Here is a 21359-nt window from a genome sequence, read left to right as displayed (position 1 = left end):
CAGAAGATTACCCTGGCGCAGGTCAGTCGAATTCGATGTCGAAGGCGGTCGGGAAGCGCTGGAAATGCCCGACATTGATGCATTCCGTCCGGCCGCGGCGGGTCCGCCGGGCCAGCGGCTGGTGGACGTGACCGAACAGCGAGAACGCCGGCTGGTCGCTGTCGATGGCCTCCAGCAGACCCGGGCCGTACATCTCCATCCGCCCCGGATACCGGTCGTACCGCAGCATCGCCAGGTTGGGCGGGATGTGCGAGCACAGCACATCGACCGGCCCGAGAGAGGCTGTCACGGAACGGAACTCCTGCGCCGACCGCACCATCGGCTTCCACGCCTGCTCCGACGGCCGGGCCACGAAACCGGGCCGGGTGGAGCCGCCGGCCACGAACCCGAACTTCCGGCCGGCCAGCTCGATCACCTGGCCGTCCCGGTGCGGCAGCCGGCTCCCGACGACGTCCTCCCAGATGGACGCGACGTCGACGTTGCCCAGGATCAGCAGGGTGTCGGGACCGACGGCCTCCAGCACCTCGAGGTAGCGGTCCGCGACCACCTCGGTGAGCACTCCTGCTCCGTCGGACAGGGAATCCCACATCGCCCGGTTGTAGTCGTGCAGGGCGCGGAAGTCGCCGCTGGCCCGCAGCCCGGCGAACTCACGGACCTTCTCGGCCCCGAAGATCTGTCCCAGGATCCCGTTGCCGAACTCGTGGTAGTCGACGTAGTCCAGCAGGTCGCCGAGCACGATCAGCTGCTCTGCCTGCTCGGCGGCCCTGGCCAGTCCGTCGATGTTGCCGTGCACGTCCGAGACGAAAGAGATCCTCACCCGGTCAACGGTAATGGCCAGGCGATCGGGCGCTCAGCAGCTCGGCCAACCGATCTGCCGAACGCTGCCAGTTCCACCGGTCGGCGACCCATCCGCGGCCGGCCAGACCCCAGCGTCCGGATCGGTCGGGATCGAGCAGCAGACCGGCCACGGCCTCGGCGATGGCCGTGACGTCACGACCTGGGACCACCGTTCCGGTCTCGTCCTGCCGGACGGCCTCCGGCGCCCCGCCGGAATCGCCGGCCACCACCGGGAGTCCGGCGGCCGAGGCCTCCAGGAAGACGATGCCGAGCCCCTCGACGTCCAGACCCCGCCCTCGGGTGCGGCACGGCATCGCGAAGACGTCACCGGCCGCATAGTGGGCCGGCAGTTCCGGCCATGGGACGCCACCGGCGAACACGACGCTGCCGGTGACCTGTCGTTCGGATGCCAGCCTGCCGAGGGACTCGCGGTCCGGACCGTCCCCGACGATCACCAGGACGGCGTCCGGGACCTTCGACAGGATGGCCGGGAGCGCCCGAATCAGCATGTCCTGACCCTTGCGCGCCACCAACCGGGAGATGCAGACGACGGTCGGTCGGTCACCGAGGCCCAGCATCGCACGCACCCGGGCGCGGCCCACGGGATCGGGCCGGAACACCTCCGTGTCCACGCCGGCCGGAAGGTATTCCAGAGCAGCCATCGGGCCGAGCGCCGAGGCGAAGCGATTCCTGGCGTACTCGCTGACGTAGGTGACGACGTCCACCTGCCGGCCGATGCGGGCCAGGGCCTGACGCGACAACGGAAGCATCGACCACCCCACCTCGTGACCATGGGTGCTGGCCACCGCCCGCACGACGCCGGCCCGCCGCAGGGCCGGGGTGAGCAGGGCCAGTGGTGCGGCGGCCCCGAACCAGACCGCTTCGATCCGGTGACGCTCGACCAGATCGGCGGCCCTGCTGGCCACCGATGGCAGCGGGAGCATCAGCGACCCGGGATGACGGACCACCTCGAACTGCTGCCGGGCGTCGAATTCGGCGTCGCCGGGCCAACGGGGCGCGTAGACGACGAGGTCGTCAGCGGGCATCCGTTGGGCCAGCGCCTGCACGTAGGACTGGATACCGCCGGCCCTGGGTGGGAAGTCGTTGGTCACCAGCAGGGTCCGTCGCACCGGAACAACCTAGCGGCTGCGAGGGATCAACCCCGGGGAACCCGGTGACCGGTGGCGTCGGGGCCGGCCCGGTCGACGGTCCGCAGGACCACTCCGAGCTGCTCGTCGGCCGCACTGACCACCATGCCGTTGCCGACGTAGATGGCGACGTGGCTGACCGGTGAGTAATAGGTGACGAGGTCACCCGGCTGCAGCTGGCTCAGCGGAACCTCCGGCAGGTTGGCCTGCTCGTAGCTGGCCCGCGGAATGCTGATGCCCTGCTGGGCCCACGCCCAGGACGTCAGCCCGGAGCAGTCGAAGGAGTCCGGACCGGTGGCTCCGTAGACGTAGGAGAAGCCGACCTTGGTCAGCGCCAGAGCCGCGGCGGCATTCCCGGCCGCATCGCCGCCGGAGACGCTGCTCGCGGCGCTCGACGTGCTCGTCGTACTCGCCGGCGTGCTGGAGGAGGACGACGGACCCGCCTGCACCTTGTTGTTGGCGACCGCCGGCGCCGAGGCGGCGGAGCTGCTCGAGGACGAGGAACTGGACGAGGAGACGGCGTTCTGCTTCGCCGCGGCGGCGGCAGCCTGGGACTGCGCCTGCAAGGCCGCGGCCGCTCGGATGGATTCCTGACGGATCTTCTCGGCAGCCGCAGCAGCGGCCGCCTTCTCCTGCACCGAGAGCTTGTCGTAGAGGCTCTTGTAGATGACGACGGCCGCGTCGAGCTCGGCCTTCTTCCTCTTGGCGGTGAGCGTGGAGACGTCGGCCGTGGCCACGGCCTGATCGGCCTTGGTCTTCGCCGCGGCGGCAGCGGCCTCGGCGGCGTCTGCGTCGGTCCTGGCCCTCGCCGCGGTGTTCTTCGCAGCGATGGCGGAGGTCAGCGTCTTCTGGGTGTCCTGCGCGACGCGGCTCACCACGGTCGACTCGTCCAGGAAGTCGTTGGCGGAGGTCGCGGTGAGCATCACGCTGAACTGGCTCAGCCGGGCACCGCGGAAGCTGGCGTTGGCGAAGGCGTCGAGCTTCCGCTGGTAGGAGGCCACCGCGGCGATGGCGGCCGTCGAAGACTGTTGCGATGCAGTCGCTCTGGCCGCGGTGGAGGTCAGGTCGGAGGCGGCCCGACGGGCGACCTGCTCGGCCTTCGCCTGCGCTTCCCTGGCCCCGTTGACCTGCTCGCTGGCGATCTCGGCCTGGTGACTGCTGTTCTCCCAGGCCGTCTTCGCGTCCGAAGAGTTGGACGGGGTGGTGGGCGGCGCCGGTGGCGCGGCGTGGGCGGGAAGCGATCCGACCAGGCTGATACCGAGGGTGACGGCGACTCCGGCGATCAGGGTCTTGGTCCTGCGGAAATTCCGACGGCGCAAGCTGGGGGCAGGCAGATTTTGGACGTGCGTCGCCAAGTGAGGCGCACCTTTCCTCCTCGACGCCTACCGAGTTAGCTGACGGATTCGGGCCAGGAAGTAGCCCTACCCTCCCGCGAGCCGGCCACTGGCCGGCTACTGGGAGGGATTCACCCCAAAGGAAACTGGGTCCCCGGTTCGGTACCGTCGAAGGCACCGATTCGGCGTGATCTCCCAGGTCACCTGGCTGGCGTCCTTCGCAGAAGATCTCGGTCAGATTACGAGAAGGACACGAGTTAGTCCAGTCGCGCTCATGAATCTTCAAGTCTTTTTGTTCGGCGACCGAACAACGAGCGTCGGGAGTGACCAGGATCACTGTTTGGGGGCAATCCAGGCGTGGCGGTCAGCCTGCCTGCCGGGAGGGCGGGTCGACGGCTCTGACCAGCCGCAGCGGCGGCACGAGCCCGGACGCGGCCAGCACCCCCAGGGCCTGCTGCTCGGCGTCGTCCCATTCGACCCGATGATCTGGCATCCCGAGCAGAACCGTGACGACGCAGTCGGAACAAGCGGCACCGCGGACCGTACAGCTGTCGCAATCGATGAGCATGACGCCTCCAGACGCACCCGATACCGGTCGGTCCGGCTCGATGGGCAGAACGCTAGAGGCGAGCACCGACAGTGCCCCCGGGCACGGTCGTCCGGCGTCAGGCGATGAGGCCCAGCAGGACTCCGGACCCCGCCGTCCTCGCACCCCGGCGACGCACGCCGTCGGCCACCTCGCGATCGGAGCTGACCACGACGATCACCCGGCCCGGCGGTTCGGCGGCGACCAGATCCCTGATCACGTCGTCGGCGATGACGCCCGGCGGGGAGAACAGCACCCTGATGCCACGTCCGGGAGGCGCCGGCACCACGACCGCGGCGCCGTCGAACACCACGGTCACCTCGGCCGAGGTGCGCGCGGACAACGCGGCCAGCTGGCGCACCAGACGTTCACGCTGCTGTGCGAGCGTCAGGTCCGGGTAGCCGGTCTTGCTGACGTTGTATCCGTCGACGATCAGATGGGCCGCCGGGAGCCCCAGCCAGGCGTACAGGCGCGACGGTTCGGCGGTGCTCTCGGGTACCGCCGCCGAGCCAGGGAGGCGACCCGCCACCAGATCGGCGGGATCGATCCCCCCGCCGGCGAGATCCCATTCCCGGCGCAGCCCGCTGACCGCTCCCTCGACGGTGGACAGCAGCAGATCGAGCCGCCGGTCGGCGGTGGCCTTGTGCTGTCCGGCCCGCTCCCGGAGCCGGCCGAGGCTCTCCTGGGCGCGGTCGGCCCGATCGGCCGCCAGCCGCGCCCGCTCCTGCCAGTTGGTCACCTCGACCGTCAATCTCGCGACCTCGGACCGCAGGGACAGCAACTCCGACGCGTTCCGGTCTTCGGCGACCTGCACCGCGAGCTCGGCCTGACGGACCCGGGTGCCCTGCTCCCGCAACCTCTTCCGTAGCTTCTCGACCTCCTGGTCTGCCGCCGTGACCGAGTGGATCTGCGCGCCGGCCCGGTCCCGTTCGGCGGTGACCCTGGCCAGGTCGCGCTCCAACCGACGGACGAGCGCCCGGAGAGACTCGGTCTCCGGCCGCGATTCCGGCGGCGCCTCGGCACGCACGGCGGCCATCAGTTCCGTCTCGGTCGGAAGGTGGAGCAGGTGCGCGGCGGCCGCGGTCCGGGCCGGATCGGCGGGATCGGGGGACTCCTGGTCGTCGTCGACGAACCGGCGGGCCCGCTCCGCGACCGCGGCGCGGAATCCGGAGTCGACCTCGACGGCCTGGAGCAGGGCGGCGGCACCGAGGCGGGGCCGCTTCGCCGGGGTGAACCTGGCCACCCTCGCCAGCGACGCCGGGGTCTGGGCCGGTAGCAGCGTCGAGAGGGTCTCGGCCGCCCAGCCGACGATCACCGCCCGGACCACGGCAGGCAGCTCGTCCGTCATGTGCGCCGCCCTTTCCCGCCGAGGTATCTGCCGATCCTAGGGCTGTCGGTGCCCGTCTCTACCGTGCGTCACGTGGGCACCAGGGGTAACACCAGTCTGTCGGACGCCGCCTACGGTCAGCACAGCTTCGACGAACTGGGCGACCCCCTGCGAGAGGTGACCTTCGTCGTGGTCGACCTGGAGACCACCGGTGGGTCGTCGGTCACCGAGTCGATCACCGAGTTCGGCGCGGTGAAGGTGCGCGGCGGCGAGGTGCTCGGCGAATTCGCGACCCTGGTCGATCCGGGGCGCGCCATCCCGCCGCAGATCGTGATGCTCACGGGGATCACCGACGCGATGCTGGTCGACGCGCCGAAGATCGCCGTCGTCATGCCGTCCTTCCTGGAGTTCATCCGGGGATCGGTGCTGGTCGCGCACAACGCCGGTTTCGACATCGGGTTCCTCAAGGCGGCCTGCGCGCGGCTCGGGCTGCCGTGGCCGGGCAATCCGGTGGTCGACACCGTTCGGCTGGCCCGCCGCGTCCTGACCAGGGAGGAGGCCCCCAGCGTCCGGCTCGGGCTGCTGGCCCCGCTGCTCGGTTCCACCGTCGCCCCCGATCACCGCGCTCTCACCGACGCGAGGGCGACGGTGGACGTGCTGCACGCGCTGTTCGAGCGCCTCGGGCCCCTCGGCGTGCAGAGTCTCACCGAGCTGCAGCAGCTCTCCCGCGACGTCTCCCCCGCGCGGCGTCGCAAGCGCGGCCTGGCCGACCACCTGCCCAGCACTCCCGGCGTGTATCTGTTCCGCGGCCCGTCCGACGAGGTCCTGTACGTGGGGACGTCGGTCAACCTCCGGCAGCGGGTCAGATCGTATTTCGGCGCCGGTGAGACTCGCGGGAAGATCAAGCAGATGATCACCCTCGCGCAGCGGGTGGACTACGTCGAGTGCTCGCACGCCCTCGAGGCACTCGTCCGCGAACAGCGGATGATCGCGATCCACCAGCCGAAGTACAACCGGCGGTCCAGGGCGCCCTTCAAGGTGTTCTGGGTGGTGCTGACCAGCGAGACCTTTCCGCGGCTCAGCATCGTCGGCACTCCCCCGGCGGGCCGGGCGGGAGCGCTGGGCCCGTTCACCTCCCGGGCCGCCGCCACGACGGCCGTCGAGGCCCTGCAGGAAGTGGTCCTGATCCGTCGCTGCTCCCAACGGCTCCGCAAGACTCCGGACGGAAGTCCCTGTGCCCTGGCCGAACTCGGCCGCTGCGGCGCCCCGTGCGCCGGTCGCGAGGACGCCGGGAGCTACGCCGCCCACGTCCACCGGATCGCCGGCCTGATCGACGGTTCCTCCGACGAGGTGCTCGAACGCCTGCGGACCGAGCTCGACCGACTCGCGGTGCAGGGCCGGTTCGACCAGGCCGCGGTCCTGCGGGACCGGCTGTCGGTGCTGGCCGACGCCGTCGACCGCCGTCAGCGCCTCGGTTCGTTCGCCGGCATCGAGCAGTTGGTCACCGCGAGGCCCTCGCCCAAGGGGGGCTGGGAGCTCGCCGTCATACGCTACGGCCGGCTGGCGGCCGCCGGCCGGGCCGGACCCGGGGTCGATCCGATGCCGGTGGTCGATCTGCTCACCGCCTCCGCCGAGACCGTCATCCCCGGTCCTGGGCCACTTCCCGGGGCCAGCGCAGAGGAGACCGGCACGCTGCTGCGCTGGGTGGAGGGACCGGGGACACGACTGGTGCACAGCACCGGGCCGTGGTCCAGCCCGGCCCGCGGCGCCGGGCGGTGGCGGCCGTTCATGGCGGCCGTCCATCTGGCACGGTCCGTGCCCTAGCATCGCCAGACAGGGCGCGAGGGCGAACATGCCCGTCCGTGGAGAAGGTGAGGCGTCAAGTGGTCACTGCCATCGTGATGATCGACGTGGAGGCCGATCGGATCGGCGAGGTCGCGCAGGCCATCGCCGACCTGCCCGGCGTCGACCAGGTGTACTCCTGCGCAGGGGACGTCGATCTGGTGGCGATCGCCTCGGTGGCCGACCACACGGCCATCGCCGAGCTCGTGCCCGGCCACATCTCCAAGATCCCGGGGGTGGTGCGCACCGTGACGCACATCGCGTTCCGTTCGTACTCCCAACGCGACACCGCCGACGCCTTCTCGATCGGTCTCCAGGACTAGCGCAGGTCACACCGGCGTCGCCACGCCACACCTGAATCCGCCACGCCACACCTCTGGTCGCCACACCACACCTCCTGGATCACCACGAGCAGGTGCTCGGTGACCCCAACGGATGCCCCGTCACACCGCGAGCTTGTTGCCGACCTCGACCCAGCGGGCCAGCAGCGCAGCGGCCGCGCCGGAGTCCAGCGCTCGGCCGGCCCTGGCCAGGCCCTGCGCGAGGTCGTCGTCCAGATCACCCGTCAGGCCGGCGTGGGCGGCGATCGCGGCCGCCGCGTTGAGCATCACCGCATCCCGGACGGCCCCGGTACCGCCGTCGAACAGACGGGTGGCGACGCCGCAGTTGAACGCCACGTCGCCACCGAGCAGATCCCGCGGAACCGCCGGTGGAATCCCGAACCGCCGCGGATCGACCACGGCGGTGGTGACCCTGCCCCCACTGACCACCCACACCGAGGACGTGGTGGTGGTGGTCAGCTCGTCGAGGCCGTCGTCACCGCGGAACACCAGGACCTCCGACCCCCGACCGGCGAACACCCCGGCGATCACCGGCGCCATCGCCGGGTTCCCGCAGCCGATCGCCGACGCGGCCGGACGCGCCGGGTTGGACAGCGGCCCCAGCACGTTGAAGAAGGTCGGGATGCCGAGCTCCCGCCGGGCCGGCCCGGCGAACCGCATGGACGGGTGGAAGACCTGGGCGAAGCAGAATCCGATGCCGACCTCGGCGACGGTGGCGGCCACCGCGGCCGGCCCCAGCATGATCGGCACCCCGAGCCCCTCGAGCAGGTCGGCGGCCCCGCACTTGCTGGACGCCGCGCGACCTCCGTGCTTGACCACCGTCGCGCCGGCCGCGGCCGTGACCACGGCGGCCATCGTCGAGATGTTCACCGTGTTGGACCGGTCTCCTCCGGTGCCGACGATGTCGACGGTCCGGCCGGGCACCGTCACCGGCACGCTGTGCGAGAGCATCGAGTCGGCCAGGCCCGCGATCTCCTGGGCCGTCTCGCCCTTGGCGCGCAGGGCGATGGCGAAGCCGGCCAACTGCGCCGGTGTGGCCTCGCCGGACATGATCCGGTCCATCGCCCAGGACGTCTGGACCGACGTCAGGTCCGCGCCCTCGAGAAGCGTGGTGAGCACCCCGGGCCAGGTGAACTGCGATGTTGCGTCTGGCACCACGGGTCAGACCGAACCTGCCGCGCCCGTCGGGACCGGGACCGGGAGCTTGCGCAGCAGGGTGGCCACGGTCTCGGCCGCGATCACCGGATCGAGCGGGTGGACCAGGATGTCGTCGGCGCCGGCCCAGGTGGCCAGCCACCGGTCGGCGGCACGCCGCACCGTCAGCACGATCGGCGGGATGGCCAGTGCCTCCTGGTGGATCTGCCGGGAGATACCGATACCGCCGGTCGGCTGGGCCTCGCCGTCGAGGATGACCACGTCGGCGACCCTGTCGTCGATGGCCATCAGGACGTCGGCCACCGACGCGCACTCCAGGAAGTCGATCCGCCCGACATCGGGGGCGGGCCGGCGTCCGACGGCCGTCATGATGCGTTCCCGCACGTCCTGGCGGTGGCTGTAGACCAACACGACCGGATTGTTCATGGGGCTGATGTTAGAGGGTCGCCCGCGGGCCCGGGGCGGCGCGCCGGAGACGCCCAATTTTTACAATATGTCGAAGATCTTTTCCCGACCTGACCTGGGAAGATGGGAGATGTGGCCGAACGGGCCACGTATTTGAGTAGACCCGCAGGTCCATCCGCGCATCCGGCAGGCCATAATCCAAGAGTGACGACAGCGACCGGCCAGTCAGGGCCCCCCGCGATCAGCTCGCGCATCCACACGCTCAACCGCCCGAACATGGTGAGCGTAGGGACAATCGTGTGGCTGGCCAGTGAACTGATGTTCTTCGCCGGATTGTTCGGCATCTACTTCACGGCGAAGGCCACCAACACGACCGGCCAGTGGCCCCCGTCGTCGACCCACCTCGACGTGCCGTACGCCCTGGCCAACACCGTGATCCTGGTGGCTTCCTCCATCACCTGCCAGTTCGGGGTGTTCGCGGCCGAGCGCGGCGATGTCTTCGGCCTCCGGCGCTGGTACCTGCTCACCCTGGCGATGGGCGCGGTCTTCGTGCTCGGCCAGGCGAACGAGTACCGCACGCTGGTCTCCGAGGGCACCACCTTCTCGTCGGACGCATACGGCACGGTCTTCTTCCTCACCACCGGGTTCCACGGTCTGCACGTGATCGGCGGGCTGATCGCCTTCGCCATCCTGACGGCCAGGACCAAGCTGTCCAAGTTCACCCCGGCCCAGGCCACCAGCGCCATCGTCGTGTCGTACTACTGGCACTTCGTCGACATCGTGTGGATCGGCCTGTTCGCCACCATCTACATCATCAGATGACCAGTTCCACCATCAGCTATCCAGTCGGAATGAGCACGAGGTGCCCCGCATGACCCGTCGTTCCAAAGCCGCCCGCCGGATCTCCGGCGGCCTGGCCCTCCTCTTCGCCCTGGTCGCCATGGGCTTCGCCTACTCGGCCCTCACCCCCGCCCCGCAGGCCGCCGCCTCCGCCGCGACGTCGAGCGCCGCCGATATCGCCAAGGGCAAGGAGATCTACCAGACCTCCTGCATCGTCTGCCACGGCTCGAACCTGCAGGGCGTGCTCACCCGCGGGCCGTCCTTGATCGGTGTCGGCCAGGCCGCCACCTACTTCCAGGTCTCCACCGGCCGCATGCCGGCAGTGGCCAACGGCGCGCAGAACCCGCGCAAGCAGCCGTCCTACACCGAACAGCAGATCACGTACCTCAGTGCCTACATCGAGGCCAACGGCGGCGGCCCGGCGGTGCCGGGGGGCAGCCTGCAGAACGTGGCGGACGTGTCCAAGGGCGGCGAGCTCTACCGGCTGAACTGCGCCTCCTGCCACAACTTCACGGGCCAGGGTGGCGCTCTCTCGCAGGGCAAGTACGCACCGAGCCTCGACCAGGCCACCGACCAGCAGATCTACGCGGCCATGCTTTCCGGCCCGGAGAGCATGCCGAAGTTCTCGGACGGCCAGATCACGCCGAACCAGAAGAAGGCCATCATCACCTACGTCCAGAACAACAAGCAGTCGGCCAGCCCCGGTGGTTACGCCCTCGGCGGTTTCGGTCCGGCTCCCGAGGGCCTGATCGCCTTCCTGGTCGGCATGGGTGCCATCGTCGCGCTGACCCTGTGGATGGGGGCGAGAGCGTGAGCGAGGCACGAGCAAGGAGCGGAGCGAACGAACCGATGAGCGCTTGCGCGAAGAGGCAGGGTCAGAGATGAGCGGCGGCGAGAACGTCACCATCCCGTCCGACGAAGAGCTCTCGTCGATGACCAAGGAAGAACTCACCCGACTCGGTGCGTCGCTCGACGGGGTCGAACTGGTCGAGTACGGCGAGCGCTACGTCCCCGGCTCGCCGGCGGACATCAGGGCCGAGCGCAGCGTGGCCAAGTGGTTCCTGCTGGCCGCTCTGTTCGGACTGGCCTCGGCAGTGCTGTTCATCGTCTGGCCGGCCGGTTACGAGACCGCCTACAGCGGAGGCAAGCAGACCCTGTACGGGCTGTTCACCCCGCTGGTCGGCGTCACCCTCGGAGCCTGCGTCCTGTTCTTCGGCATCGGCATCATCGCGCTGGCCAAGAAGATCGCCCCGCACGAAGTCGCCGTCCAGCAGCGTCACATCGGCATGTCCGACGAGATCGATCGCCAGACCTTCGGCGCCGAGATGGTCGACACCGTCGAGAAGATGGGCATGGTGAAGCGGCGCGGCATGCTGAAGAGCACGCTCGCCCTCTCCGGTGGGGTACTCGGTCTGGCGATCCTGGTGCCAGTGCTCGGTGGGTTCCTCAAGAGCCCGTGGGCCAAGGGCAACAACTCCGACCTCTGGGTCACGCTGTGGAAGCCCACCGTGCTCCCGGACAAGACGGTCAAGAAGGTCCGGCTCACCCAGATCGACGGGACCCCGGTTCGTCCCTCCGATCTCGCAGCCGGTTCGCTGGCCACGGTCTTCCCGGGTGTCGAGGGCGGGTCGAAGTCGTCCGACTCCCCGGTGATGCTCTTCCGTCTGCGTTCCGACTCGAAGGTGATGATCCGGAACGGGCAGGACGGTTTCGAGTTCGGCGACTACTACGCCTACTCCAAGATCTGTACGCATGTGGGTTGCCCGGTCTCGCTGTACGAACAGCAGACCGGACGCATTCTGTGCCCGTGTCACCAGTCCCAGTTCGATGTGCTCGACGGCGCGAAGCCGGTCTTCGGACCTGCTACCCGCCCGTTGCCGCAGCTCCCGATCGAACTCGACGCCGACGGGTACTTCGTCGCCAGGAGCGACTTCATGGAGCCGGTCGGCCCAGGTTTCTGGGAATCGACGGCTGACAAGGGCAAGTGGGGATCACACCCGAAGGGAAGTACGACCTGATGAGCAGTCTCACCACGCGCACCAAGAAGAAGACGAACATGCTGGTCAAGTCTTCCCTCGACGGTGCCGACGTCCGCTACCACGGCGCCCGGCCACTCCGGACGGCGATGAACAAGGTCTTCCCGACGCACTGGTCGTTCATGCTCGGCGAGGTCGCCCTCTACTCGTTCCTGATCCTGCTGCTGTCCGGTGTGTACCTGACGCTGTTCTTCGACGCGTCGATGGGCGAGACGGTCTACAACGGGGTCTACGACAAGCTCCGCGGCGTTCCCATGTCGCTGGCCTACAAATCGACGCTGGACATCTCCTTCGAGGTGCGCGGTGGCCTCCTGGTCCGCCAGATCCACCACTGGGCCGCCCTGATCTTCCTGGCCTCGATGATGCTGCACATGGCGCGCATCTTCTTCACCGGCGCCTTCCGCAAGCCGCGTGAGGCCAACTGGATCCTCGGCGTCCTGCTGCTGGTGCTGGGCATGGCCGAGGGCTTCCTCGGTTACTCCCTCCCGGACGACCTGCTCTCCGGCACCGGGCTCCGCGCCGTCTCGGCGTTCCTGCTCTCCATCCCGGTGATCGGGACCTGGATGCACTGGGCCGTCTTCGGCGGCGACTACCCCGGCACCATCGTGATCGGACGTTTCTACGCCCTGCACATCCTGGTGATACCCGGTGTGATCCTGGCGCTGATCGCGGTCCACGTGGCCCTGGTCTGGTTCCAGAAGCACACCCAGTTCGCCGGGCCACGGGCCACCGAGAACAACGTCGTCGGCGTCCGGGTGCTCCCGACCTTCGCGGCCAAGGGCGGCGGGTTCTTCGCCGTCGTCACCGGCATCATCGCGATCATGGCGGGTCTGTTCCAGATCAACCCGATCTGGACGAACGGCCCGTACAACCCGGCGCAGGTCTCGGCCGGTGCCCAACCCGACTTCTACATGGGCTTCCTGGACGGCATGGTCCGGGTCTGGCCGGCCTGGGAGATCCGCAACCTGTTCGGGCACTACATGGTTCCGGCTGTCTTCTTCCCCGCGATCGGTGGTGCCACCGTCTTCCTGATCCTGGTGATGTCCTACCCGTACATCGAGAAGCTGTTCACCAAGGACAACGCGATGCACAACATCCTGCAGCGTCCGCGTGACGTGCCGGTGCGTACCTCGCTGGGTGTCGCGTTCATCGCCTTCTACGTGGTGAACCTGATCAACGGCGCGAACGACATCATCGCCTACAAGTTCGACATCTCGCTGAACGCGATGACGTGGTTCGGCCGGATCGGCTCCATCGTCGTCCCGGTGATCGGCTACATCGTCACCTACCGGTTGTGCCTGGGTCTCCAGCACTCCGACCGTGACGTGCTGGAGCACGGCATCGAGACGGGCATCATCAAGCGGCTGCCGCACGGTGAGTTCATCGAGATCCACCAGCCGCTGGGCCCGGTCGACGAGCACGGCCACCCGATTCCGCTGGCCTACCAGGGCGCTCCGGTGCCCAAGCGGATGAACCAGCTCGGATCGGCCGGTCGGGCCGTCAAGGGCACGATCAGACCGCATGACGAGACCGGCATGATCGACAACTCCGAGCACGCCTCGGAGAAGAAGTCGCTGGAAGCCGGCAGTCGCAGTTGACCTGAGTCAAGAAGGGCCCCACCGGATCTCGGTGGGGCCCTTCTCGTTGTCCCGACGTCGTCGACTAGGGCGTGTCCCGTGGATCGTTCTCCGTTAGATGCCTGAGCCAGATTCCGATGCTGGCGACGTCGACGGTGCCTCGGTAGACGAACTCCCGTTTGTCATACCGGGTGGCGACCGCGCGGTAGCCGCGTAGCCGGTTGAACGTCCGCTCCACGGTGTTGCGGTCCTTGTAGATTTCCTTGTCGAATTTGGGTGGCCGACCACCACGGGAACCCTTGGACAGGCGACCGTTGATCTGGTTCACCGGCTCCGGGATGGTCGCCTTGATACCCCTACGCCGCAACGACTTACGGATTCTGCCGCTGGAATACGCCTTGTCCGCCAACACCCGATCCGGTCGGGTCCTAGGCCGCCCATCACGGCCGCGCACGATCCGAATATCGGCCAGCACCGCGGTGAACGCCAACGCGTCATGCCGCTGACCAGCCGAGATGACCCGCCCCACCGGCCGACACTTCGAATCAGCCGCCATGTGGATCTTCGTCGTCACCCCGCCGCGGCTACGCCCCAAACCCTCCCGATCAACGACCGGCGGCGGCCGATCCGCAGAATTCTTGTAGTTCGATAGTGCCCCCTGTGTCTTTGAGGGCCTTGATCGGAGCCTCCAACACGACGCTGGCAAGGACGGCGGCGGGGATGTCCTTCGGCGGTTCGTGCCGGGCACCTGCCGCGTGGTGATGCGCCCGGATCACCGTCGCATCCACCCCCAACGCCCACTCACCGACATCGCCGTGATCGCAGTCCGCCCGCAGCATCGACAGCACCCGCTGCCAGGTACCGTCCCCTGACCAGCGACGATGCCGGTTGTACACCGTCTTCCAATTGCCGTAACACTCCGGGAGATCCCGCCACGCCGAACCGGACCTGGTCCGCCACAGCACCCCGTCGACGACCCTGCGGTGATCGACCCACCGACCACCCCGAATCGGGGTCCGATCCGGTAGCAAAGGCTCCAACCGGGCCCACTGCTCATCCGACAAATCATGACGATTCTGCACAAATCAGAGTCTGTCGGAACCGACCTCCAAGATCCGCGGGACACGCCCTAGGCCAGCGTCTCGCTGAAGAAGTTCTGCATGGCCGTCCAGGAACGGTGGTTCGCACTTTCCTGGAACTGCGCACCCATGGCCGGCGCGTCGGTGTCGGGCACCGCGAAGGCATGCATGGCTCCGCTGTAGGTCACCACCTGCCAGTCCTGTACCCGGGCGGCCCGCATCTCGTCCTCGAAGCCCTGGACCGCGGCAGGCGGCACCACCGGATCCTCCGCCCCCGTGAGGACCAGAACGGCTGCGTGCACGCCGTTCTCGGTCGATGGAGCGGATGTACCCAGTCCGCCGTGGAACGCCACCACCGCAGCGACCTCCTCGCCGGCCCTGGCGATCTCCAGAGCGCCGGATCCGCCGAAGCAGTACCCCATCACCCCGACGCGGGAAGCGTCGACGCCGGGCTCGCTCCGCAGACGCTCCAGGTTGGCCAGCAGTCGCGACCGGAACAGCGGGATGTCGCCGTAGTACTGACCGGCCAGCGCGGCCGCCTCCTCCGGTCCTGACGGACGGACACCGGCGCCGAAGACATCGGCGGCCAGCGTGACATACCCCAGCCGGGCCATCATCTCGGCCCGCACCCGGACGTGGTCGGTGACGCCCAGCCAGTCGTGGACGATCAGGACGGCGGGCTTGGGAGCGTCGTCGTCACCGGCCGGCCGGGCCAGGTAGCCCTCCAGCGCGGTGTCCTCCCCCGCGAACCGTACGGTCTCGCCGGAAACGGTGGTGCCGTCCTCCGGTACCGAGTCGAGCAACTGCTGTAGGGCGGGAGTGAGGGTGGACAGGGTCATGTGCGGCCTCTTTCGGCAGGGACAACAGAAAGGCCCACCCCCCGGAACGAGGGGCGGGCCTGACTTCAGTTCCCAGAATGCAGGTCAGTGAGACGGTGCCCGGCGGTGGTACTCGAACAGCAGGCCGCAGATCGTCACGAGCAGGAAGCCGATGGTGATCACCATCATCCAGACCAGCAGGAAGGCGACGGAGACGGCCGTGAAAGCCGCCGCCAGGGCCATCGCGAAGGGCCAGTAGGAGCCGGGCGAGAAGAAGCCCACATCGCCTGCACCGTCGGCGATGTCGGCATCCTCGTTGTCCTCGGGACGGGCGCTTTCCAGACGACGCGAGGAGAAGGCCAGGAAGGATCCGATGATCCCGGAGAGCCCCGTGGTCAGGAAAAGGGCCACGACCCCGACCGGCTCCACCGAACCGGCGAAGATCGTGTAGAGGACGGCGGCGATGAAGAAGAACCCGGTCAGCGCCAGGAAGATCCAGGCCTCGACCTGCAGCCCCCGTTTGGGGATGGTCCGCGGCTCGAGATCCGCATGATCGAGCGACATCAGTTGCCCGTCGTGTTGAGCGAGGCCGACTTCGCCTCACGGTTGGGGTTGATCGGATACGTGGTCGTCGACAGCGGCGAGCACAGCTTGCCGCAGGACGGGATGTCGTTGCCCGTCTTCATCAGCGCCTCGGCGGTCGTGTAGCCCTTGCCGGAGGCCGGGTTCTTGGACTCGCGAAGTTTGATGTATTCGTCGTAGACGTTCTGCGGGACCCCGCGGACCTCGAAGTTCATCGAGGAGTGGTAGGTGCCGCAGAGTTCGGCGCATCTGCCGACCATGGCGATCGGGTTCGTGATGCTGTTCTGGAAGGTGTTGTCGGTGTTGTTCGCCGCCGGATCTGGGAAGACGTCGCGCTTGAACAGGAAGTCCGGCACCCAGAATGAGTGGATGACGTCCTTGGACTGCAGCCGGTACTGGATCGTCTTCTGCACCGGCAGGATCATGATCGGCACTTCGGTGGCCGTGCCCGTGGTGTGGACCTCGCAGGCGAACGGGTCGATGGCCGTGCACGGCTGCGAGTCAGGAGCGATGGTGCCCTCGTAGCTGAAGTCCCAGCCCCACTTGAAGGCCGTGACGTTGACGTTGACGTCCGGGTGCGCGACCTTCTTCAGCACGAAGTTCTCGGTGGTCACGGCGAAGTAGAACAGCACGGCGACCATGACGAACGGCACGGCCGTGTAGACCAGCTCGAGCGGCAGATTCTCCTTCGTCTGCTTCGGGTAGAGCGGCGAGTTCTTCTTCTTGCGGTGGAATGCGAAGGTCCAGAACATCAGACCCCAAACCCCCACGCCGATGCAGAGTGCTGCGATGAAGGTCCACGACCAGAAGTGCTGCATCCTGAGGGCCTGCGGTGTCTGTCCCGTCGGCCAGCCGAACCGGGGCAGATCGTCTGCCGAGCATCCACTGACCAGCAGGCCGGCCAGTGCGAGGGAACCGACGAGCAACAGCTGCCGAGTACTGCGAGACCGAGCCACTCGGGCGCCTCCTAGAAGAACCGCGGCCGACATCGATTGCGATGCGGCCGTACTGGGACTGAGATTACTCGACCTACGGGCTGCCGGACCGGCCGGGGCAGGCGCGGCGAACGTAGATCTACAACTTGTCGAAGATAACCCCAACTGTAGGGCAGGAAGGCCCTGCGAAACACCTTGCAGAGTTGCGGAGACGACTGGATCGTGCCGGATACTGGCCGGGACCGACGACAGAAATCAGGTGACCTACCTCGTGTGTGGATTGATGGGCTTCCTCTCCTGGACCGGCCGGGCCGGCGATCACGTCGAGGAGGTCGCCGCCGGGATGCGGTGCGCCCGGCACCGTGGACCGGACGACGCGGGGACCTGGAACGACCAGGACGTGGTGTTCGGTTTCAACCGGCTGTCCATCATCGACATCGCGCACTCCCACCAGCCGCTGCGCTGGGGTCCGGCCGAATCGCCCGACCGCTACGCGCTCGTGTTCAACGGCGAGATCTACAACTACCTGGAGCTGCGGGAGTCGCTCCGTGCGGAATTCGGGGCCGAGTTCGCCACTCAGGGCGACGGCGAGGCGATCGTGGCCGGCTTCCACCACTGGGGCAAGGCGGTGGTCTCCCGGTTGCGCGGGATGTTCGCCTTCCTGATCTGGGACACCCACGAGCGGGTCCTGTTCGGCGCCCGCGATCCGTTCGGCATCAAGCCGTTGTTCACCGCGGCCCTGGCGGACGGCATCGGGTTCTCCTCGGAGGCGAAGGGACTGCGAGAGCTGACCGGCCCGGCCGTGGTCGACCAGGCCGCACTCCAGCACTACCTCGTCCTGCAGTACGTCCCGGAGCCCGCCAGCATGGACGTGGCGATCCGGCGGATCGAGTCCGGAACCCACTTCACCGTCGGTCCGGGCGCCGTCGCCGAGCTGCGGACCGAACGCTACTTCCACCCGAGGTTCGTCCCGGCCAAGGTGTCCGGGGAGCCGGCCGAGAAGGCGCTCTACCAGCGGATCGCCGATGTGCTCGACGATTCCGTCGGCGCACACATGCGTGCCGACGTGACGGTCGGTTCGTTCCTGTCCGGCGGGATCGACTCGACCGCGATCGCCGCGCTGGCCAAGCGCTACAACCCCGACCTGATGACGTTCACCACCGGGTTCGACCGGGCGGGATTCTCCGAGATCGACGTCGCCGCCGAGAGTGCCGCGGCGATCGGGGTGCGGCACGTGGTGCGGGTGGTGAGCGAGGAGGAGCTGACGCAGACCCTGCCGCTGATCATCTGGTACCTCGACGAGCCGGTCGCGGACCCGGCCCTGGTGCCCCTGTACTTCGTCGCCAACGAGGCACGCAAGCACGTCAAGGTGGTGCTCTCCGGCGAAGGTGCCGACGAGCTGTTCGGTGGCTACAACATCTACCGCGAGCCCGCTTCGCTGGCCCCGATGACGGCACTGCCCGACCCGCTGCGCCGGGGGCTGGCGGCCGTCGGACGAGTGCTGCCGCAGGGTTTCCGCGGCAAGGACATGTTGCGCCGCGGCGCGATCGATCTGGAGCAGCGCTACTACGGCAACGCCCGGATCTTCCGCGAGGAGCAACTCCCCGGTCTCCTGCGGACCTACTCCCCCGATCGTTCGTTGCGGGAGGTCACCGACCCGATCTACGCCCGGTCGCTGGGATCGGACCCCATCTCGCGGATGCAGCACATCGACCTGTTCACCTGGCTGCGCGGCGACATCCTGGTCAAGGCGGACAAGATGACGATGGCCAACTCGCTCGAGCTACGGGTGCCGTTCCTGGATCCGCAGGTCTTCGACGTGGCCAGGACCGTGCCGCCGGAATACCGGGTGCAGGGTCACGCGACCAAGGTCGCCCTTCGGCGGGCGATGGAACTGATCGTCCCCGCGCACGTGCTGAACCGGAAGAAGCTCGGCTTCCCGGTGCCGATCCGGCACTACCTCAAGGAGGGTTCGTACGACTGGGCGCGGAACATCATCACCGGTTCGCAGACCCAGGAGTACATCGACCCGGTCGCGGTGGTGAAGTTGCTGGACGACCACCGCGCCGGTGTGGCCGACTACTCCCGGCCGATCTGGACCGTCCTGGTCTTCCAGCTCTGGCACGAGATCTTCGTGACCGGCGCCGTCCGGCCGGAGATCCCCGAGCCCGCCTACCCCGTCTACCTCTAGACGGAGACGAACCCCATGGCGTTCGAGATCTGCTGGGCGGCGGCCTCGCCGTAGCAGTCGGCCAGCCGGGCCATCGCGGCCGCGGGCTCGAACTGGTACTCCTGGGTGCCGATCGTCTCCAGGACGAGGGTGGCCATCAGCGAGCCCAGCTGGGCCGAACGCTCGAAGTCGAGGCCGCGGTACTGCCCTGCGACGAAACCGGCCCGGAACGCGTCGCCGACACCGGTCGGGTCGACCTTGGCGAGCTCTGGCACCACCGGCACGTGCAGCCGCGAGCCGTCGGCGGCGACGATCTCGACGCCCTTGGAACCCAGCGTGGTGACGCGGTGGCCCACCCGCTCGAGCAGTTGCGACTCCGTCCACCCGGTCTTGGACAGCAGCAGGCCGAGTTCGTAGTCGTTGGAGAACCAGAAGGCCGCACCGTCGACGAGCTTCGCCGCGTCGACGCCCTCCATCCGCGCCAGCTGCTGGGACGGATCCGCGGCGAACGTGTACCCACGCTGGCGACACTCCTCGGCGTGGCGGACCATCGCGGCCGGGTCGCCGGCACTGATCATCACCAGTTCGATGGAGGACACGGTGGACGCCACCGGACCGATCTCGATCTCCCGGGACCTGGCCATGGCGCCGGCGTAGAACGAGCCGATCTGGTTCATCGCGTCGTCGGTGGTGCAGACGAAGCGGGCAGTCTGCACGTCGCGGAAGATGTGGACGTGCGAGCAGTCAACGCCATGACGCTCCAGCCAGCTGGCGTAGTCGTCGAAGTCCGCACCGACCGCGTCGAGCAGGATCGGCTGGACCCCGAGCAGGCCCATGCCGAAGCAGATGTTGGCCGCCACCCCTCCGCGACGGACCACCAGATCGTCCACCAGGAACGAGAGGGAGACCCGGTCCAACTGGTCGGGCAGCAGAGAGTCGGTGAACTTGCCGGGGAAGTGCATCAGGTGGTCGGTGGCGATGGAGCCGGTGACGACGATGGGCACGAGGCCTCTTCCAGGTCTGAGGTGCTGTCGGACCCACACGACCTTACCGTCTGCGGTGATGTTCCCGGGCACGCAGACGGCCGCCGCACCTGTGTGGTGCGGCGGCCGTCGGTCACCGGGGAGTGGTGATCAGATCAGTGGAACGAATCCCCGCAGGCGCAGGAGTTCTGCGCGTTCGGGTTGTCGATCGTGAAACCCTGCTTCTCGATCGTGTCGACGAAGTCGATCACCGCGCCGTCCAGGTACGGCTTGGACATGCGGTCGACGGCAAGCCCGATGCCGTCGAACGTGACGAGGGCGTCGCCGTCCAGGCTCCGGTCGTCGAAGAAGAGTTCGTAGCGCAGGCCGGAACAGCCACCGGGCTGGACGGCGATACGGAGCACCATCTCGGAACTTCCGTCACGCTCGAGCAGCGCCTTGGCCTTCGCGGCGGCGGTGTCGGACAGGGTCACACCATGTGCACGCTCGACCTCTTCGGTCGGCGCGCTGACCTGGGTGGGGATCTCGGTCTCGGCGGTTGTCATACGACTCCCTCTCGTGTTGGATGCTGCAACATCAATGATGCCATCAGGACCGGCCGCCCGGGGAGACGACTTGCCCACTCCACGGTAACAGCGGGGCGTCAGGCAGGCGTATTCCCGCAGCGTCACCCTCCCGGACCGGCGCTCGGCGGTGTCCGGTGTCGCGCCGGTCAACTATTCTGCAGGAGTGAGCTTTCTGCGCCGCAAGACGGCTGACCAGGCATCCGACACCGCTGTCGCGGTCGTGCCGGAGGCACCTGCCGTTGGCAAGGGCCGACCGACGCCGAAGCGGAGCGAAGCCCAGGGACGACGGGGACCGGTCGCCCCGCCCCCGAAGACCCAGCGCGAGGCCGTCAAGCGCTCCAAGGAAGTCGGGAAGACGCTGACCAAGGACGAGAAGCGGGTGGCCTCCGGCGAACGTCGCGAGAGGATGATGCGCGGCGACGACGCCTACGTCCTGCCCCGCGACCGCGGCCCGGTCCGTGCGTTCGTCCGCGACGTCACCGACTCCCGCCGCAACATCGCCGGCATCCTGTTGCCTGTCGCCCTGCTGTCCTTCATCATCCTGCTGATCAGGAACCAGACGGTGCAGCTGATCGGGCCGCTGATCCTGCTGGTCGCCATCGTCGCCGCTGTCGCCGACTCGATCGTCTTCGGCCGTCAGCTCAGCCGCCGGGTGGCGGAGAAGTTCCCGAAGGGTGATCCGTCCGGCCTGTCGGTCAAGCCCCGGTCCCTCGCCTTCTACGCGTTCAACCGCGCGTGCCTGATCCGCAAGTGGCGTGTTCCGCGCCCGCGGGTCACTCGTGGGGACGTCGTCTGACA

The 21359-nt window shown here is 68.2% G+C and carries 21 protein-coding genes and 1 riboswitch; of the genes, 8 read left to right on the top strand and 13 right to left on the bottom strand.

Features of this window, described 5'->3' with window-relative positions; translation table 11 throughout:
* Positions 1-22 precede the first annotated feature (22 nt).
* The 5 genes from H7F38_RS15240 to H7F38_RS15220 all read right to left on the bottom strand — a co-directional run bounded on the left by H7F38_RS15240 (position 23) and on the right by H7F38_RS15220 (position 5253).
* Positions 23-817: a metallophosphoesterase gene (locus H7F38_RS15240; protein ID WP_187090651.1), complete on the bottom strand. Its 795-nt coding sequence runs from the start codon at positions 815-817 to the stop codon at positions 23-25.
* 4 nt (positions 818-821) lie between these two features.
* Positions 822-1967 (bottom strand): glycosyltransferase family 4 protein, encoded by a 1146-nt coding sequence (locus H7F38_RS15235; protein ID WP_187090650.1) that lies wholly within the window; start codon positions 1965-1967, stop codon positions 822-824.
* A 26-nt stretch (positions 1968-1993) separates the two neighbouring features.
* The gene (locus H7F38_RS15230; protein WP_187090649.1) at positions 1994-3340 is read right to left on the bottom strand and encodes an NlpC/P60 family protein; all 1347 of its coding nucleotides are present in this window, start codon (positions 3338-3340) and stop codon (positions 1994-1996) included.
* A gap of 9 nt (positions 3341-3349) precedes the next feature.
* Positions 3350-3517, bottom strand: a riboswitch (cyclic di-AMP (ydaO/yuaA leader).
* A 166-nt stretch (positions 3518-3683) separates the two neighbouring features.
* Positions 3684-3812: a hypothetical protein gene (locus H7F38_RS26065; protein WP_255497993.1), complete on the bottom strand. Its 129-nt coding sequence runs from the start codon at positions 3810-3812 to the stop codon at positions 3684-3686.
* A 172-nt stretch (positions 3813-3984) separates the two neighbouring features.
* Complete coding sequence (locus H7F38_RS15220; protein ID WP_187090647.1) at positions 3985-5253, bottom strand: NYN domain-containing protein; 1269 nt, start codon at positions 5251-5253, stop codon at positions 3985-3987.
* A 72-nt stretch (positions 5254-5325) separates the two neighbouring features.
* Between H7F38_RS15220 and H7F38_RS15215 the strand changes: the two genes are divergently transcribed.
* Together H7F38_RS15215 and H7F38_RS15210 are read left to right on the top strand one after the other, a co-directional pair.
* Positions 5326-7056: a DEDD exonuclease domain-containing protein gene (locus H7F38_RS15215; protein WP_255497992.1), complete on the top strand. Its 1731-nt coding sequence runs from the start codon at positions 5326-5328 to the stop codon at positions 7054-7056.
* A gap of 59 nt (positions 7057-7115) precedes the next feature.
* Positions 7116-7397 carry an Lrp/AsnC family transcriptional regulator gene (locus H7F38_RS15210; protein WP_187090646.1) on the top strand — a complete coding sequence of 94 codons (282 nt, stop codon included), beginning with the start codon at positions 7116-7118 and terminating at the stop codon, positions 7395-7397.
* Positions 7398-7517: 120 nt separating this feature from the next.
* Here H7F38_RS15210 and trpD read toward each other — a convergent pair whose 3' ends face one another.
* Both trpD and H7F38_RS15200 read right to left on the bottom strand, forming a co-directional pair.
* Positions 7518-8573, bottom strand: a complete 1056-nt coding sequence (gene trpD, locus H7F38_RS15205) for an anthranilate phosphoribosyltransferase (RefSeq protein ID WP_222618102.1) — start codon at positions 8571-8573, stop codon at positions 7518-7520.
* Between the two features lie 3 nt (positions 8574-8576).
* Positions 8577-8996 carry a hypothetical protein gene (locus tag H7F38_RS15200; RefSeq protein WP_187090645.1) on the bottom strand — a complete coding sequence of 140 codons (420 nt, stop codon included), beginning with the start codon at positions 8994-8996 and terminating at the stop codon, positions 8577-8579.
* Positions 8997-9227: 231 nt separating this feature from the next.
* On the opposite strand from H7F38_RS15200, the gene H7F38_RS15195 reads away from it, so the two are divergent.
* The 4 genes from H7F38_RS15195 to H7F38_RS15180 all read left to right on the top strand — a co-directional run bounded on the left by H7F38_RS15195 (position 9228) and on the right by H7F38_RS15180 (position 13449).
* Positions 9228-9797: a heme-copper oxidase subunit III gene (locus tag H7F38_RS15195; RefSeq protein ID WP_255498424.1), complete on the top strand. Its 570-nt coding sequence runs from the start codon at positions 9228-9230 to the stop codon at positions 9795-9797.
* 49 nt (positions 9798-9846) lie between these two features.
* Entirely contained in the window at positions 9847-10629 is a 783-nt protein-coding gene (locus tag H7F38_RS15190) for a cytochrome c (RefSeq protein WP_187090643.1), read from the top strand.
* Between the two features lie 67 nt (positions 10630-10696).
* A complete protein-coding gene (locus H7F38_RS15185) occupies positions 10697-11833 on the top strand; it encodes a ubiquinol-cytochrome c reductase iron-sulfur subunit (protein WP_187090642.1) in 1137 nt (378 codons plus the stop codon).
* Positions 11833-13449 carry a cytochrome bc complex cytochrome b subunit gene (locus tag H7F38_RS15180; protein WP_187090641.1) on the top strand — a complete coding sequence of 539 codons (1617 nt, stop codon included), beginning with the start codon at positions 11833-11835 and terminating at the stop codon, positions 13447-13449. The genes H7F38_RS15185 and H7F38_RS15180 overlap by 1 nt, the downstream gene beginning before the upstream one ends.
* A gap of 64 nt (positions 13450-13513) precedes the next feature.
* Here the strand turns inward: H7F38_RS15180 and H7F38_RS26685 are convergent.
* The 4 genes from H7F38_RS26685 to H7F38_RS15155 form a co-directional block, all read right to left on the bottom strand.
* Positions 13514-14510 (bottom strand): IS5 family transposase gene (locus H7F38_RS26685; RefSeq protein WP_370531250.1). Its coding sequence is split into 2 segments (ribosomal slippage): positions 13514-14107 and positions 14109-14510, totalling 996 coding nucleotides; the frame shifts between segments, so codons are not numbered across the junction.
* 47 nt (positions 14511-14557) lie between these two features.
* A complete protein-coding gene (locus tag H7F38_RS15165) occupies positions 14558-15346 on the bottom strand; it encodes a dienelactone hydrolase family protein (RefSeq protein WP_187090640.1) in 789 nt (262 codons plus the stop codon).
* Between the two features lie 84 nt (positions 15347-15430).
* Entirely contained in the window at positions 15431-15838 is a 408-nt protein-coding gene (locus H7F38_RS15160) for a cytochrome c oxidase subunit 4 (RefSeq protein ID WP_187094741.1), read from the bottom strand.
* A 50-nt stretch (positions 15839-15888) separates the two neighbouring features.
* Positions 15889-16863 carry a cytochrome c oxidase subunit II gene (locus H7F38_RS15155; protein WP_187090639.1) on the bottom strand — a complete coding sequence of 325 codons (975 nt, stop codon included), beginning with the start codon at positions 16861-16863 and terminating at the stop codon, positions 15889-15891.
* Between the two features lie 250 nt (positions 16864-17113).
* Here H7F38_RS15155 and asnB point away from each other — a divergent pair, with 250 nt between their 5' ends.
* Positions 17114-19033 carry an asparagine synthase (glutamine-hydrolyzing) gene (gene asnB, locus H7F38_RS15150; protein ID WP_370531376.1) on the top strand — a complete coding sequence of 640 codons (1920 nt, stop codon included), beginning with the start codon at positions 17114-17116 and terminating at the stop codon, positions 19031-19033.
* Here the strand turns inward: asnB and H7F38_RS15145 are convergent.
* On the bottom strand, positions 19030-19974 hold the full coding sequence (locus tag H7F38_RS15145; protein ID WP_187094739.1) for a carbohydrate kinase family protein: 945 nt from the start codon (positions 19972-19974) through the stop codon (positions 19030-19032). The two genes, asnB and H7F38_RS15145, sit on opposite strands and share 4 nt — an antisense overlap.
* Before the next feature lie 176 nt (positions 19975-20150).
* Positions 20151-20540: an iron-sulfur cluster assembly accessory protein gene (locus H7F38_RS15140; protein WP_255497989.1), complete on the bottom strand. Its 390-nt coding sequence runs from the start codon at positions 20538-20540 to the stop codon at positions 20151-20153.
* Positions 20541-20724: 184 nt separating this feature from the next.
* Here H7F38_RS15140 and H7F38_RS15135 point away from each other — a divergent pair, with 184 nt between their 5' ends.
* Entirely contained in the window at positions 20725-21357 is a 633-nt protein-coding gene (locus tag H7F38_RS15135; RefSeq protein ID WP_187090638.1) for a DUF3043 domain-containing protein, read from the top strand.
* Positions 21358-21359: the final 2 nt, after the last annotated feature.

It is taken from the genome of Nakamurella sp. PAMC28650, assembly GCF_014303395.1.
Lineage (GTDB): Bacteria > Actinomycetota > Actinomycetes > Mycobacteriales > Nakamurellaceae > Nakamurella.
The sequence above is the reverse complement of the archived record's forward strand: the minus strand, read 5'-3'. Positions and strand labels throughout refer to the sequence as shown.